The sequence below is a fragment of the Pseudomonas sp. Tri1 genome, assembly GCF_017968885.1.
GTDB lineage: Bacteria > Pseudomonadota > Gammaproteobacteria > Pseudomonadales > Pseudomonadaceae > Aquipseudomonas.
Genome location: NZ_CP072913.1, coordinates 2,712,518 through 2,728,670, shown reverse-complemented (window position 1 = coordinate 2,728,670; position 16,153 = coordinate 2,712,518). Strand labels below are relative to the sequence as shown.

The 16,153-nt window shown below is 62.2% G+C and carries 12 protein-coding genes; 8 read left to right on the top strand and 4 right to left on the bottom strand.

All coding sequences use genetic code 11. The annotated features are described in order from the left end of the window. Positions 1-20 precede the first annotated feature (20 nt). On the top strand, positions 21-734 hold the full coding sequence (locus tag J9870_RS12110) for an autoinducer binding domain-containing protein (RefSeq protein WP_210644297.1): 714 nt from the start codon (positions 21-23) through the stop codon (positions 732-734). 30 nt (positions 735-764) lie between these two features. Next, positions 765-1,391, top strand: coding sequence for a LysE family translocator (locus J9870_RS12105; protein ID WP_246883107.1), 627 nt, complete (start codon positions 765-767; stop codon positions 1,389-1,391). A gap of 76 nt (positions 1,392-1,467) precedes the next feature. On the opposite strand, the gene J9870_RS12100 is transcribed toward J9870_RS12105, so the two are convergent. Together J9870_RS12100 and J9870_RS12095 are read right to left on the bottom strand one after the other, a co-directional pair. Next, positions 1,468-2,367: a LysR family transcriptional regulator gene (locus tag J9870_RS12100; RefSeq protein WP_210644295.1), complete on the bottom strand. Its 900-nt coding sequence runs from the start codon at positions 2,365-2,367 to the stop codon at positions 1,468-1,470. Positions 2,368-2,442: 75 nt separating this feature from the next. Then, positions 2,443-3,657 carry an MFS transporter gene (locus J9870_RS12095; protein WP_210644294.1) on the bottom strand — a complete coding sequence of 405 codons (1,215 nt, stop codon included), beginning with the start codon at positions 3,655-3,657 and terminating at the stop codon, positions 2,443-2,445. A gap of 222 nt (positions 3,658-3,879) precedes the next feature. Between J9870_RS12095 and J9870_RS12090 the strand changes: the two genes are divergently transcribed. The 4 genes from J9870_RS12090 to J9870_RS12075 all read left to right on the top strand — a co-directional run bounded on the left by J9870_RS12090 (position 3,880) and on the right by J9870_RS12075 (position 9,099). Beyond that, positions 3,880-5,145 (top strand): c-type cytochrome, encoded by a 1,266-nt coding sequence (locus J9870_RS12090; RefSeq protein ID WP_210644292.1) that lies wholly within the window; start codon positions 3,880-3,882, stop codon positions 5,143-5,145. Continuing rightward, positions 5,142-5,615 (top strand): (2Fe-2S)-binding protein, encoded by a 474-nt coding sequence (locus J9870_RS12085; RefSeq protein ID WP_210644291.1) that lies wholly within the window; start codon positions 5,142-5,144, stop codon positions 5,613-5,615. Before J9870_RS12090 ends, J9870_RS12085 begins: the two co-directional genes overlap by 4 nt. Next, entirely contained in the window at positions 5,612-7,849 is a 2,238-nt protein-coding gene (locus tag J9870_RS12080) for a molybdopterin cofactor-binding domain-containing protein (RefSeq protein WP_210644289.1), read from the top strand. Before J9870_RS12085 ends, J9870_RS12080 begins: the two co-directional genes overlap by 4 nt. Positions 7,850-7,986: 137 nt before the next feature. Continuing rightward, positions 7,987-9,099 (top strand): alkene reductase, encoded by a 1,113-nt coding sequence (locus tag J9870_RS12075; RefSeq protein WP_210644287.1) that lies wholly within the window; start codon positions 7,987-7,989, stop codon positions 9,097-9,099. Positions 9,100-9,107: 8 nt separating this feature from the next. Here the strand turns inward: J9870_RS12075 and J9870_RS12070 are convergent, their stop codons facing one another. Then, positions 9,108-12,044 (bottom strand): EAL domain-containing protein, encoded by a 2,937-nt coding sequence (locus J9870_RS12070; protein WP_210644285.1) that lies wholly within the window; start codon positions 12,042-12,044, stop codon positions 9,108-9,110. Positions 12,045-12,180: 136 nt separating this feature from the next. Beyond that, a complete protein-coding gene (locus tag J9870_RS12065) occupies positions 12,181-13,923 on the bottom strand; it encodes an OPT family oligopeptide transporter (RefSeq protein ID WP_210644283.1) in 1,743 nt (580 codons plus the stop codon). 413 nt (positions 13,924-14,336) lie between these two features. On the opposite strand from J9870_RS12065, the gene msuE reads away from it, so the two are divergent. Both msuE and J9870_RS12055 read left to right on the top strand, forming a co-directional pair. Further along, positions 14,337-14,900 carry an FMN reductase gene (gene msuE / locus J9870_RS12060; RefSeq protein ID WP_210644281.1) on the top strand — a complete coding sequence of 188 codons (564 nt, stop codon included), beginning with the start codon at positions 14,337-14,339 and terminating at the stop codon, positions 14,898-14,900. Between the two features lie 59 nt (positions 14,901-14,959). After that, positions 14,960-16,147: an acyl-CoA dehydrogenase family protein gene (locus tag J9870_RS12055; RefSeq protein WP_210644279.1), complete on the top strand. Its 1,188-nt coding sequence runs from the start codon at positions 14,960-14,962 to the stop codon at positions 16,145-16,147. Positions 16,148-16,153 lie beyond the last annotated feature (6 nt).

Here is a 16,153-nt window from a genome sequence, read left to right as displayed (position 1 = left end):
CATTCGGAAAGGGAGATTCGATGCGTACTTGGCTCGCAAGCCTGCTGGCATGGACAAGCTCGGTCAAAGACGAGCAGGCCTTGGTGAACGGCGTTCAACGCCTTGCCTGGGAGCTGGATTTCGAATGGTTTTCGTTCGGTGTCTGTACAGCCCTGCCCTTTTCTAATCCCGTCATGCAGATGCGTTGCAATTTCTCGAGCACCTGGCAGCGCCGATACAGCGAAGCCGAGTTTCTGCTCGTCGACCCTTCGGTACAGCGCGCGCGCGCCTGCACCACGCCCTTTTTGTGGCAGGGAGAACTCTTGCGCAAGATGCCGCAGTTCTGGGAAGAAGCTCGGGCCGCAGGCCTGAGGTACGGCTGGGCCTGCTCGCGCACCAACGCCTCGCGTCACCAGAGCATGCTGACCCTCGCCCGCAGTGGCTCTACGCTGAATGTCACCGAGCTCAATGCCAAGGAACTCAAGATGCGCTGGCTCGCCGAGACCATCGCACCAGTGATGGAAAGGCTGCTGATCGCCCCTTCACATCAGGCCCAGAACTACCGGCTGACGGCACGGGAGATCGAGGTGCTGCGCTGGACGGCCGATGGCAAGACACAGGAAGAAATCGCGCAGATCCTGGCGATTTCCTTCGACACCGTCAAATTCCATGTGAAAAACGCCGTGAGCAAACTCGGCGCCACCAACAAGACCGCAGCGGTGGTCAGGGCGGCTGTCCTGGGCATCATCAGTTGACCCCACACCTACCTCACAGGGAGCGTCACCGTGTTTCCGATGGATATCTGGTTCACTTACACCACCGCCTGCATATTGCTGGTCCTGTCTCCAGGCCCTGACAATCTTCTGGCGATAGGCCGCGGCCTCAGCCAGGGTCGCCTGGCCGCTCTCGTGTCGGGCCTGTCGTCTGGCCTGGGCATCCTGTTTCACGTCACCACCGCTTCGCTGGGGCTGACGCTGCTGATCCAGACCTCGACGGTCGCCTTCTGGGTCGTCAAGTTGGTAGGGGCCGCCTACCTGCTCTGGCTCGGGATCAAGGTGCTGCGCGCCAAAAGCCTGATCACCTTCGCGCCCGCCGCGCGACAGCCCCTGCGCAGCATCTTGTTGACTGGCTTCCTTTCAGCGGCGCTCAATCCCAAGCCAGGGTTGTTCGTGCTGGCGTTCATCCCTCAATTCATCAACCCCGCGCTCGGCTCAGTCACGGTGCAGATGCTGGTCTACGGGTTCTGGTTTGCCCTGTTGACGGCCGTGGGGTTCTCACTGATGGGCATCTTCGCCACGCGCCTGTCGCAATACATTTGCCAACGCCCGCGCCTCGCCAACGGGCTCAACCTCGGCGCGGGCCTGACCTTCATCGTGTCAGGACTTTCCATCGCAGCCCTCAGCCAGAAATAACGCTCAAAGGTTTGGTCGATGCCATCGGAAAAGCCGCGATCGGCCTTCAGCGGTCGCGGCTTTTCTTCAAGAGCGCTCAGGCGACGAGGATTTCCTCGAGGAACTCAATGAACACATTGATGCGACTGGAGCCGCGGTGGTTGGGCAGATACAGCGCGTTGATGCAAGAGCTGGCGGCCCCGGGATTGACTTCGTAGTGTTCCAGGATACGGCTAAGACGGCCCTGGCCGACATCGTCGCGCACCAGCCAGTCGGCCAGCAGCGCCACGCCGCCACCGGCCAGCGCCGCCTCGCGCAGGATGTCGGCATTATTGCTCTGCAAGCGCCCCTGCACATTCAGGCTCAAGACAGCTTCGTCACCTTGGAAAGTCCAGGCATGGTGCACTGCGCCATAATCAAAACGCAGGCACTGGTGTTTGAGCAGGTCATTGGGATGGCGTGGCAGGCCGGTCCGTGCCAGGTACTCGGGGCTGGCCACGACCCAACGCTGGAAATGGCCGATCCTTTTGCTGACGATGTCATCGCTGACCACCGACGAACCGAGACGCACCGACACATCGATTCGCTCGCTGATCAGGTCACTGACCCGATCGCTCAACGACAGGCTGATTTCCAGGCCGGGATGACGATCGAGCAACCGTCCCAGATGGGGGGCGATGATGCGTCGGCCGAACTCCACCGGGACACTGACACGCAGATGCCCTTGGGGCTCGGTGCCACGGTCGGCGACAATGGCATCGGCTTCGTCGATGGACTCGATAATCGCCAGGGCCTTCTCGAAATAGGCCTGCCCGGCGACCGTGACGCTGGTGTTGCGCGTGGTGCGATTGAGCAGGCTGGCGCCCAGTTCCCCTTCCAACGCCGCCACCTGCCGGGTCACCGAAGACGTGGAAATGCCCAGCTTGCGCGCCGCCGATGAATAGCCGCCACAACGCACGGTTTCAACAAACATCTTCAGCGCCAGCAACTTGTCCATAAGCCGATTCCGAGAGCGAAAAATCACCTCGACGACTATGCCTGAGCACGGGCGAGCTGTCTTGTATGACTGTGCTCAACCCTTGCGATAGCGACGGCTTAGGAACAGCACCAACGCCAAGCCTGGAACACAGGCGATCGCAGCCGCCGACAGGTTCCACCCAACCTGTTCATACAGGGGGCTGGCGATCAACGAACCCAGGGCCCCGCCGACAAAGATACTGGTCATGTACACGGCATTCAGGCGCGCCCGGCTATGGGGATCGATGGCGTACACCTCACGTTGGCCGAGAACCATGTTGAGCTGCACGGCAAAATCCAGCAGCACGGCGCACACCACCAGCCAGAGATAACCACTGCCTGGCAGGGCCCCCAACCACAACGCAACAGGAGCCAGTATCAACGCAGCGAGGGTGCCACGCTGGCCATGCCCTGCGTCCGCCAATCGACCGGCAATCGGGGCCGCGATCGCACCAACGGCGCCTACCAAGGCAAACATCGCGACCTGCGCCTGGCTGAAACCGTGTTGGCGAATCAGTTCAATGGGCACGATGGTCCAGAACAGGCTGAAGCTGGCGAACAGCAACCCTTGATACAAGGAACGCTCTCGCAGGCTTGGGTGGCGTCGCGCAAGGGCAAATACAGAGCGGATCAACTCGCCGTAAGAGGACTGATGTGTCGGCATGCGCCGTGGCAGGGCAACGGCCATGACCAAGGCAATCAACGCCATCAGGGCCGCGGCGCTGAAGAACACACCACGCCAACCGACCGCCTGTGCCAGCAGGCTCGACAGTGGGCGTGAGAGCAGAATCCCCAGCAGCAAGCCGCTCATGATATTGCCAACGACACGGCCCCGGCTTGCTTCGGGTGCCATGTGCGCCGCCAGCGGTACGAGAATCTGCACGGCCACGGAAGTGAGGCCTATCAGCAATGAGAACAACAGGAACAACGAAGGCGAGTCGGTGAAGCCTGCCGCTACCAGGCACAGGCTGGCGACGAGCGTGAAACCCACCACCAGGTGACGATTTTCCATCAAGTCAGCCAAAGGCACCAACAGCAGCAGGCCCACGGCATAGCCTAATTGGGTCAGCGAAACGATCAGGCTGGCGTTGGCGCTGGACAGGCCGATTTGCGGGGCGATCAGCTCGACGATCGGCTGGGCGTAGTAAAGGTTGGCGACGACGGCCCCACAACAGAAAGCCAGCAAGGCGACCAGGGTGCTAGAGATTGGAGCCGGTCGCTCGCCTGCCTGTGCTGTATTTGCCGTAGTCGCAAAGTTGCCGGTGGCCATGGTGAAACCTCATTCGATTGGAGAGAGTGTCGCCAAGGCTAGGCGCGACGCTCGCCCAGGAGAATCCGTCGCTGGGGCAATGGAGCGATGCGTATGGCGCAACGACCCCAGCGTTGCCGATGACGCAAAACGTCATTGCGCGTGTTGGCAATACCGCAACCCATACCCCTTCGCTACGCTTGGGCACTGGCTATGGAGAACCGGCGAATGAAGGGGCGAATCATGAAAACCAAGCCGCTGTGGGTGGGCGCTGTCGTACTCGCCTTGGTGGGTGGAATAGGTGCCGCGTTGTTGATGTGGCGCCCGGCGATCGCTCCCGCCAACGCGCCATCACCATTGAATTCCAGCCAAGTGCAACGCGGGGCGCGGGTAGCCGAAGCCGGTGACTGCGCGGTCTGCCATACCCGTCCCGGCGGTCAATACCTGGCCGGAGGGTTGGCGCTGGTCACACCGTTCGGCACGCTCTATAGCACCAACATCACGCCGGATATCGAGACCGGGATTGGCCAGTGGTCATTGCCAGCGTTCCAGCGAGCGATGCGCGAGGGCGTTTCCCGGGATGGGCATTTGCTGTATCCCGCTTTCCCTTACGCGTACTACCGGCGCATGACCGACGAGGACATCGCGGACGTCTACGCCTACTTGATGAGTGGCCCCGCTGTACACGCACCAGCGGCGCAAAACCGGATGAATTTCCCGATGAACATCCGGCCATTGGTGTCGTTCTGGAACCTGCTGTTTCTGCATCAGCAACCCTTGACTCCCGTGGCCCAACAATCTGCAACCTGGAATCGTGGACGTTACCTGGTCGAAGGCCCAGGCCATTGTGGTGGCTGCCATTCGCCGCTCAATCCGTTGGGCGCGGAAAAATCCGACCAGCATCTTGCTGGAGGGCATGTAGATGGATGGGAGGCCCCTTCCCTGCTGGGTATGGCCAGCCGGACATTCCCCTGGAGCAGCGAGCAACTGGCGCGCTACCTGCGGGCGGAGGTGGTCGAGGGCCATGGCACTGCCGCGGGACCGATGCGGCCGGTCAGCCTCAGCCTGGCCAACATGCCGGCCAGCGATGCCGACGCGATCGCCGAGTATCTCATGAGCCTCAAGGCCACCGCGCCCAACCCGGTCACGCCCTCGATCAAACCTCCCAGCGAGGTGATCGGGCAAACGCCTGGCCCTCTACTGTTCCAGAGCGCCTGTGCAGGCTGCCATGGCCCGGCCGCGCCCATGCGCGAGATCGATGGGCGCCCTGCACTGGACCGTACATCGGCGCTGCATGCGGCGAGCGCGCGCAACTTTCTCAAGACAGTGCTTGAAGGTGTGCCCGCCACCCCGGGGCGCCCCGGACCGAGCATGCCACCTTTCGCTGCCAGCCTCGACAACCGCCAGCTCGCCGCCCTGGCCGGGTTCCTGCGCGAGCAGGCCAAGCCTGGCCAGCCGTGGGCGGATCTTTCTTCCACTATTGATGAGTTACGTCAGGAGGCGCAATGACCCAAGTGACCCTCAACGTCAACGGCTCGCTCCATTCGCTGGAGCTGGAGCCGGATATGCCGCTGCTGTACGCGTTGCGCAATCACCTGGGGCTCAACGGCGCCAAATACGGGTGCGGCCTGGGCCAGTGCGGAGCCTGCACCGTGCTGGTCGATGACCAGCCCGTGTTCTCCTGCCTGACGCCCTGCACGGGCCTGGAAAACAAGCACATCCGTACGGTCGAAAGCCTGGGCACGGCGGATCGTCCTGGCCCGTTGCAACAGGCCTTTATCGAAACCCAGGCCGCACAGTGCGGTTACTGCATCGCCGGCATGCTGATGCGCGCCCAGGCGTTGCTCGAGCGCAATCCCCATCCGGACGAACAGACCCTACGCGAGCACATGGCAACCAACTTGTGCCGTTGCGGAACCCATTTGCGCATCATCGACGCCATCAGCCGCGTTGCCAGGCCAGACAGGAGTGCCACATGACCCTTCGCGATGAAGTCGACCAAGGACGCCGCGCTTTCCTGCGCGGGGGCGCGCTGGTGCTGGCGTTCACCTTGGTACCGGCTGCGCGCCATGCGCTGGCCGATAGCGAGGTCGACACCCTTGGCACGGTCGTGCTGGCACCCGATCTTCCAGGAAGCCTGCGCACCAATCCCTACCTCGATGCGTGGATCCGTGTCAGTGCCGAAGGCATCACGGTCTACACCGGTAAAGTCGAATTGGGGACCGGGGTAAAAACAGCCCTCCTGCAGATTGCCGCCGAGCGCCTGCACGTCTCGCCTGGGGCGATCACCCTGCTCACCGCCGACACCGCCCTGACCCCGAACGAAGGCTATACCGCCGGCAGCCACAGCATCTTCGACAGCGGCACCGCCTTGTTCAACGCCGCCGCTCAGGTGCGGCAATTGTTGCTGGAATCGGCGGCACGCAACTGGGGTGTGGAAGTCGCATTGCTGGTGACTGACGAGGGCGTCATCCAGGGCCCGGCTGGCCAGCGAATGTCCTACGCCGAGGCCGTCAAGGGTGTCGATTTGCACCTTTACGCGAAGGCGCAATCGCCATCGCTGCCACCGTCTGCTTTCAAGCTGATCGGCCATTCGCTACCACGCCTGGATATCCCGGCCAAGGTCAGTGGCGGCGCCGCTTTTGTCCAGGACATGCGCCTGCCAGGCATGCTGCATGCGCGGGTCATCCGCCCACCACGTCCCGGTTGCGCTCTTGAAGCCTTCGATGCCGAGTCGATAAAACGCCTGCCCGGCGTCGTACAGGTGGTGCGCGACGGCAACTACCTGGCGGTGGTCGCCCGAGATGAGTGGCAGGCCATCAAGGCGATGCGCAGCGGCTATGAGCTGGCGCGCTGGAGCGGCGCAGAACCGATCCCCGACCCTCAGGACATCCACGGATTACTGACACGCCTGCCCGCCCGCCGCTACCCGATCAGCCATGAAGGCACACCTGCGACCAGCGCCAGCGCGAGCTACCGCGCCCGAGTCACCAAACAGTACCTCATGCACGGCTCCATCGGCCCGTCCTGCGCCGTGGCCTGGTTCAAGGATGGCCTGCTCACCGTTTGGACTCATACCCAAGGGGTCTATCCTCTTCGCGCGGGAATCGCCGAAATGCTGGGGCTGGCAGTCGAACGAGTACGCTGCATTCATGTCGAGGGCTCCGGTTGTTATGGCCACAATGGTGCGGACGACGCCGCAGCGGATGCCGCATTGATCGCAATGCGCGTCGCCGGCACGCCTGTGCGCGTGCAATGGATGCGCGAGCAGGAAAATCTCTGGGAGCCCTACAGTTCCGCCATGCTCACCGAGGTCCAGGCCAGCCTCGATCCGCAGGGCAAGTTGCAGGACTGGACCTATGAACTGTGGACGACGCCGCACAACGAACGCATCGTAAACGCCGGCCGGCTGATTCCGGCCCGGTTGTTGGCTCGCCCGTTCGTTTCCGCGCCGTCGGTGCCGATCGCCCAGCCCGAAGGGGATGGCGATCGAAATGCAGTGCCGCTGTACAGCCTGGCATCCACCCGCATCGACATGAACTTCGTGACCCAAATGCCGTTTCGCACCTCAGCCATGCGGTCGCTGGGGGCGCATATCAATATCTTTGCCATCGAAGCCTGCATCGATGAACTGGCCGTCCAGGCCGGCGCCGACCCAGTCGCCTTTCGCCTCGCCCATCTCACAGACCCACGGGCACGTGCGGTGATCGAGCGGGTCCGGGACGCTATCGGCTGGCCGCACAAAAGCAACGAACCGGGTTCAGGCATAGGGTTCGCGTTTGCCCGCTACAAAAACATCATGGGTTACTGCGCCCTGGCTGTCCGTCTACAGGTGCATCCGCTGACAGGCGAGGTGCAACTCGATCACGTGGTGACAGCCGTGGACGTGGGCCAAATCGTCACCCCCGATGGCCTGCGCAACCAGGTGGAGGGCGGCATCGTGCAGTCCGCCAGCTGGACGCTGTTTGAAAAAGTCGGTTACGACCCCGGTGGCGTACGCAGCTACGACTGGAGCGGTTATCCGATCCTGCGCTTCACACAATTGCCCAGGCAAGTCGATGTGCATCTGCTCGATCAGCCGGGACAACCCTTTCTCGGTGCCGCCGAGATCGTCCAGGGCCCCATGGCCGCCGCCCTCGGCAATGCCGTGGCGAATGCCACGGGCCGGCGCTGGCTGAACCTTCCCCTGACCCGGTCAGCGCAGGCGCGATAGCCCGGCCTCACGCCGCCCCAAAGCGTTGCGTTTGACGCAATGCAGCGTAGAGCTTCGACTGGATTATCACTCGACGCCGGGAGGATTAAGTTAGTGCCCAACCGCTGCACTCTGCCATATCGTCACGAGGAACATCCATGACTCAGCACCTGCTTGAACCCATTAAGGTTGGCCCCTACACACTTGCTCATCGCATGGCCATGGCGCCCCTGACGCGCTCCCGCGCCGGGCAGCCGGGCGACCTGCCAACCGCCATGAACGCTGAATATTATCGGCAACGCGCCAGCGCCGCGTTGATCATTACCGAAGCCACGCAGATTTCCCGCCAAGGTCAGGGCTACGCCTGGACACCAGGCATCTACAGCGACGAGCAGGTCGATGCCTGGCGTCAGGTGAGCACACACGTGCATGAAGCCGGCGGGCGGATCTTCATGCAGCTGTGGCATGTTGGACGGGTTTCTCACCCCAGTTTCCAACCCGATAACGCCCTGCCGGTTGCCCCCAGCGCACTGCCCGTTCCAGGCAAGACGTTTATCGTCGATGATCAGGGCAACGGCGTTTGGGAGGATGTACCCACACCCCGCGCCCTGGAAGCATTTGAGATCGCCGACATCATCAGCGACTACAGCCGCGCAGCACGCAACGCCTTGAGAGCCGGCATGGACGGCGTCGAGATTCACGCCGGCAACGGTTATCTGCTCGACCAGTTCATCAATAGCAACAGTAACCAGCGTGAAGACCATTACGGCGGCAGCGTGGCGAATCGCGCCCGGCTCTTGCTGGACGTCGTGGAAGCGGTTGCCGATGAGGTAGGGGCAGAACGCGTGGGCGTACGGCTGACACCCATGGGACGCTTCATGGGCATGGGTGATGCGACACCCGAGGCCACATTCGGCTATATCGTCCGCTCGTTGAACCGCTGGCCCCTGGCCTACCTGCATCTCGTGGAGCCTGCCGTGGTAGGCACCGTCAAGGACGAAAACTTCGATCCGCGCTGGGACGCGATCATCAATCAGCTGCGTACGCAATGGAACGGTGTGCTGATGATCGCCGGAGGCTATGACCCGCAAACAGCTGAGCAAGCCCTGGCCGCCAACCGTGCGGACATCATTGCCTTTGGCAGACCGTTCCTGGCCAACCCTGACTTGCCACGACGGATCCGCGACGGGCTAGCGCTCAATACCCCAGACCCGAGCACCTTCTTTGGCGGTGACCAGCGCGGATACATCGACTATCCCACTCACCCATAAGGGAAACCTTATCCCAGGCTCGGTCTGCCGGGTGCGCTGTCCTTAGGCGCCTGGCGATCGAGCAGCGAAGTCGCCAACAAGGCATCCAGCCCCATCGGCTTGGCAAAATAATAACCTTGGGCCTGCCCTGCCCCCATTTCACGCAGCAAGAGCAGCGTCTCTTCATCCTCGACACCTTCGGCCACGACGCTGAGGTCCAGAGACTCGGCCATCCGCACGATTGCCCGGACGATGGCGCGACTGCGGGGGCTACTGGTCAGTTCGAAGATGAACGACTTGTCGATCTTCAAGCCGCTGAAACGGTATTGATGCACATAGCTCAGGGAGGAAAACCCTGCACCGAAGTCATCGAGCACCACCGACATGCCGTTATCGGCCAATTGCTGCATGGTCAAACGGGCAATGGCTGGCTCGGCCACCAGCGCGCCTTCGGTCAGTTCCAGGCAGATCCGCGAGGGCGCGACGTTATGCCGGGCCAACAGTGCAAGTACATCTTCGGCGAAGTCCGGGCGTGCCATGCTGTAGCTGGAACAATTGACATGCACCGGCGGCCAATTGGCATGCTGGGGCTGAGCAAGGATCACGGCGATGCTGGTGAGCATGTACAGGTCCAGTCGCCCGATCAGACGCAACCCCTCGACATCCGGCAAAAACTGGCCCGGCGCGATGATCCGACCGCCCGGCTGATGCCAGCGGATCAGGGCTTCAAGGGCCACCAGCTCGCCGCTTTCGACACTGACAATCGGTTGGAAATACGGCAGCAATTCGTCGGTACGCTTGAGCGCATTGCGCAAGGCGCCTTCACGCTCGACCTGGTCCGAAACCTCACGGCGCACTTCCTGATTGAACACCGCGTAGCTATCGCGCCCGGCACTCTTGACCCGGTACATCGCCGCATCGGCATCGCGCAGCAAGTCGGCGGGCTCGAGATGGAACTGACTGTCGGCACTGACAATACCGATACTGCAGGAGGAAAAAACTTCGTGGCCATTGATGAAAAACGGCAGGTCGAACACCGCCAGGATCCGATCGGCGATTTCGATCACCACCTCCAGCGGCGCCTCGGGTGCCAACACCGCAAACTCATCGCCTCCCAGGCGCGCCAACATGTCGGTTTCACGCAGGCAACTGCGCAAACGGTGGGCAGCTTGCATCAACAGCAGGTCGCCAAAGTGATGGCCAAAGCTGTCATTGACCATCTTGAAACGGTCAAGGTCGATGAACATCACCGACAGTTGCCCACCTTCGTTCTCGAACCGCGACCAGGCCAGATTGAGGCGCTGTTGCAGGTAAGTGCGATTCGGTAGCCCGGTCAGCGCATCATGGGCGTTTTCGTGTTGCAACTTGGCGTTGGCATGATCGAGCTCGCGGGTGCGGTCCTGCACCCGGGCTTCTAGCTTGAGGTTGGCGGCATGGATCGCTTCGGCCGCGGTGCGGCGCGACAACGCTGTATCAATGTGTCGCGACACGAACGTCAGCAGCTCCTGGTCGCGCAGGGTATAGCGCACCTGCGAGGTATAGCTTTGCACCGCCAGCACACCACGCACCACGCCGTCATCGAACAACGGAATGCCCAGCCAGGAATGGAATCGGACCGACTCGTAGGTCACTTCCAGTTCACCTTGCGCAGCCAACCGGTCAGCATCGAGTGGGTCAATCAGGCAGGGACAACGCTGACGGATAACATATTCGGTCAGGCCCCGGCAGCCGCGTCGCGCCGCCGGCTGGGTCGTGTCCCGTTCATCGACGTAATACGGAAAGGTCACTTCACCGATCGCATCGTCGAACAGCGCGATGTAGAAGTTCTGCGCGAACAGCAGTTCGCCGACAATGCCATGCAAGGTTTGAAACAGCTCGGCCATGTCGCCAGGTTGGCTCGACAGCTCAGTAATCTGGAACAACGCACTCTGCAGGTGCTCGGCGCGCTCCCGCTCGGCCACTTCCTGGCGCAATGCGTCGTTGAGTGCCGAAAGCTCCAGTGTGCGCCGCCTCACCGTTTCTTCCATGCCCTCTCGGTTCAGGATCCGGTCCAGGGCCATGGCCACGTGACGGGCCACCACCAGAAACAACGCGCGGTCTTCGGCGCTGTAGGTACGCGCAACGTCGTAGACCTGCATGGCAAGCATGCCAAACACTTCATCCGCGGCATTTTTCAACGGTGCGCCCATCCAGAACTCGGGACGATCACCCACACAATAGAAACGGTCCTCGGCCTGGGCCGCGCAAATGCCGGCGGCGTCGATCAGCAGCGGCTGGCCGCTGGTCAACACCTGGCCGGTCAATGACAGGTGCGCAGGGTCAAGGTATTCGTAGTGCTGCGACTCCACGGCATCGACGTCGATGATGTCGACGTAGTACGGGTAGTCAATCTTGCCTGTGCGCGGGTCATACAACGCGAGATAGAAGTTCTCGGCGTCGATCAGGCTGGCGAGCAGTTGGTGGACCCCCACCAGGAACACGGAACGGTCACGGGTCGAACTGGCCAGGTAGGTGATTTCATACAGCACACGCTGAGTGACCTGGGCACGGGCAAGGGTGTTGGTCTGTACCTGGATGCCCAAGCGCTGGGCAAACTCGGCAAGCGCCGGCTCCTGGGCAGCGGTCACTGGCGCCAGTAGCCACCCCAGCACACTCTCGCCTCTACCGGTCGGCCAGCGGTACAACCGCCGGGTCCGGCAGAACGCCTCGAACTCCGCATTCGCAACGCTTGACGGCCACTGCATGCGTGGGTCGCCCTGCCCGACCAGGTGCATTTGTTCACCGGCGCGATACACCACCCACTGGGTGGTATGGGCCCAGTTGCGTGCTGATTCCAGCAATTGTTCAATCGTGTTTTCTTCGCCAGCGTATGCCATGCCGACAGGATCCGGGGTTTCTTGCAGATGAGAGGTGGCCACGTAATTGTTCGACTGCTGCGGGGAATCGCTCAATGGACGAACACTCATCAGCGCTCCCTGAGCCAAAAAATGGCGTTATTTTACTTATCGATTGCCAGCAATATGCCAGAGAGCCCCCGATGTAAAGCGTCTAGAGGTCTTTTTCAATAGTTTTCGTCGGGCATGCCTTCGACAGCGCTCGTCATCACAGATTCCTAGCCATCTGCCACAACGACGCCCCCACCCCGGTAATGCTCTCCCCGGCAATCAACCCTGCTGCCGCCGTGATGGCGAAGCGTTCAGTGAGGCTCGGCCAGCGCCAGCTCACCAGCCAGGTGAGCAGCGCGCCGAGGGCCATCATCAGCGACACCGAGGCTGGCAGGATAAAGGCCAGGCCCAAAGCCGCCGTGCTTGGCAGGTAGCGGGCGCGATGCCCGGGCAGCACGCTGTCGAGAACTCCCAACAGCAAGCCGACCAGGCCGCCGATGAATATCGCCCAGCGGATGCTCGCAGAGAGCGAGTCCAAGCCATGGGTCAAGGTTTGCGCCACGGCTTTCCAAGTGGCGACCGCCGGAGCCGGCCACTCCTCGGAGAGCAACATGGCTTGCGGGTCCGGGATCAGTGCCAGGTAGGCCAAGACCCCAACGATGCTGCCGACGAAAATCCCCAGCGTCTGGGCGATCAACTGCTTGCGCGGCGTGGCGCCAATCGCCCGGCCCACCTTGAAGTCATTCATCAAATCCGTGCATTGCCCCGCCGAACCGCCGGCGGTGTTGGCGCTCATCAAATTGATCGGCACCTGCCCCGGCGCGACGATCCCGAAGCTCAACTGGGACAACTGTCCGATGGCACCGATGGGTGGAATACCCGTGGCGCCGACCACCCGGGCAGCCACCGCAGCCAGGCAAATCGCCAAGGGGATGGTCAATAGGGCCATCCATAGATTGATGCCGAACAACAGCGCTTGCAGGCTCACCACCAATGCGATCGACAGTAAAAAACCGGCGGCAGGGCCGGCCTTGGGTATCGCCCAGATCGCCCCGCCGCCGGCCTTGGTAGACCGGTGCAATGCCCACAAGCGAATCGCCAGGGAGGCCAAGGTCGAGCACACCATCAGACTCACGCCCGGCCACAGCAGCCACTCCACCAGCGCCGCGAACTGCGGGCCGCTGCTGTCGGGTGGCAACGGCACCAGGCCCTGCGCCAACACCCACGGCGCCAGGGCGCCCCATGCCAGCAAAGCTCCGAGCAGCAGGGTCAGGCCGACGCGAATACCGATGATCGCGCCGAACCCCACCAACAGGAGCGAAGGATCTGCAGTAAACGTCAGACGCTCCAACTGGGCCGTCGGCGACCAGCGCGGCAAAGCCCACAGGAAGGTATCGACCCACTTCACCGACCCGGAGAGCAAAGCGGTGCCGAGCAGCACCTTCAAGCGCGTCGCGGCTTCATGACCGTGGTTGTAGATGTGCAGCAGGGTTTCCAAGGTCGCCATGCCTTCGGGAAACTTCAGCGCCTTGTCATTGAGCAACGACGGTCGCAAGTACCAGGCAATCCAGATCCCCAGGAAACTCACCGAGAACACCCAGGCGATCATCGGGAGGGCATCCAGTTGTTGGCCGGTCAGCAAGGTGTAGGCCGGGATTGGCGCAACCAACCCACCGGAAATGATCGACGCGGCGGCAGAGGCCACGGTCTGGTTGATGTTGCTTTCGTGCAGCGTCCAGGGCAGTAGCCCGGCTGAGCGCTTGGCCAGGCCTTGCCAGATGCCGTAGCCGACCAGCAAGGCAATGATCGACATATTGAACGACCAACCGATTTTCAACCCAGCGTAGACATTGGAAGGCGTCAGCAGGATACCGAGCACAATCCCCGTTGTGACGGCGCGCAGGCTGAGCTCACGTTCGACAGGATTGGCCAGAGGGATCGATGGCGAGGTATCAAGCATGCGAATTCCTTATCGGCAATGGGACGACGCGAACACGCAACGCGGCGACCTAACAAGTGAGCGCAGTATTGACGCAAGGTTCATCTGACAGAGGGAAATCCTGGCGAACGTTGCACGCTCGAATCCAGGCATCACCCTGATGCGACTCCAGGCGCCTTCCGAATATCTGCCTGGTTACCGACGCAGTACATCAGTGTCCAAGGCACGACTTGTCCCCCCTCGAAAAACTGTTGCTGCAGAAACAGCAGGTCAACTGTTGCCCGGGCAACAGCAACTCAACAATTCATCCGCCAGAGCAACAGCCAGAAAACCCTCCAACCCCGCAAAGCCCCGGGATTACTAGGCTTTGCCCGTTGGTACGGCCCTTGCTCAAGCCTTTGCATCTCAATCGACAGTCCAACAGGAACACTAGGATGAGCACTCCCTTGAAAGTCGTCGCTATCTCCGGCGGCACCTCCCGCCCTTCGCGCACACTGGCACTGACCGAAGCCATCCTGGGCGAACTCGGCAGGCATCTGGCCATTGATCCCCACCTGATCGAACTGGGCAACATTGCCCGGCCGCTGGGCGGCGCGCTGTGGCGCAAGGAGTTGCCGGAAACCGTCGAGCACGAACTGCGCCTGATCGAGTCCGCCGACCTGCTGGTGGTGGCCGCCCCGGTCTATCGCGGCACCTACCCGGGACTGTTCAAGCATTTGTTCGACCTGATCGGCCAGGACGCCCTGGTCAACACCCCGGTGTTGCTGGCCGCCACCGGTGGCAGCGAGCGCCATGCGCTGGTGCTCGATCACCAACTGCGCCCGCTGTTCAGCTTCTTCCAATCGCTCACCCTGCCCATTGGCGTCTACGCCAGCGAGTCCGACTTCGCTGACTACCGCATCGTCAGCCAGACCCTGCAAACCCGTATCGAGCTGGCGGCCGAGCGCGCCGGCCGGCTGTTCAGCGACCAGGCGCGCGCACTGCGCAAGATCGCCTGAGAGGCCCGCATGAATCACTACAACGTCTGCCCGGAAGGCCAATTTGCGAGGGACATCGCGTGAGAATCCATCAACAACCCGCGGTGCTCACCCCACTGCAGACCGCCCGCCGCCTGGCGGCGGAATTTGCCGAGACCGCCATCGAGCGTGATGAGGCCGGCGGTACCCCCAAGGAGCAACGCGACGCCATTCGTCAGAGTGGTCTGCTGGCCTTGAGCATTCCGACCCAGTTCGGCGGCCTCGGTGCCAGTTGGAGCGAAACGCTCGGCGTGGTTCGCGAGTTCGCCAAGGTGGACAGCTCCATCGCCCATGTCTTCGGTTTTCAGCACCTGATGCTGGCCACCGTGCGCCTGTTCTCGCGCCCCGATCAATGGCAACCCTGGTTCGAACAGACCGCCCGCAAGAACTGGTTCTGGGGCAATGCGTTGAACCCGCTGGACACCCGCACCGTGGTCAAGACCTTCGACAGCTGGCGCGAATTCTCCGGCAAGAAGAGCTTCTGCTCCGGTGCCAGCGACTCGCAAATGCTGATCGCCTCGGCCATCGACGAAGGCGCTGGCGGCAAGCTATTGATCGCCGCCATTCCCAGTGGCCGCACCGGCATCACCCTGCACGGCGACTGGGACAATATGGGCCAGCGCCAGACCGACAGTGGCAGCGCCACCTTCGAGCGGGTACGGGTGGAAGAGAACGAGCTGCTCCTCGACCCCGGCCCGCTGAGCACGCCTTTCGCCTGCCTGCGCCCACTGATCGCCCAATTGCATTTCTCCCATATCTTCCTCGGCATCGCCGAAGGCGCCCTGGAGGAAGCTCGTCAGTACACCCTCAAGGAAGGGCGGCCGTGGTTCCGTTCCAAGGCCCAACACGTCAGCGAAGACCCTTATGTACTGCGCCATTACGGCGAGTTCTGGGTCGGCCTGGAAAGCGTGCGCCTGCTAGTGGAGCGCGCAGCCGAACAACTCGATGAAGCCTGGCACAAGGGACACGCCCTGGGCGCCGAGGAACGTGCGCAGCTGGCACTGTCCATCGCCACCGCCAAGGTGGCCTCTGTACGCACCGGCCTGGATATCTGCAGCCGCCTGTTCGAAGTCACCGGCGCGCGCGCCACCCATGCGTCCCTGCGCCTCGACCGCCATTGGCGCAACCTGCGGACCCAGAGCCTGCACGACCCTGTGGATTACAAACTCCATGAACTGGGTGAGTGGGCACTGAGCCAGACGCGGCCTACCCCCACCTTTTACTCATAGGGATGC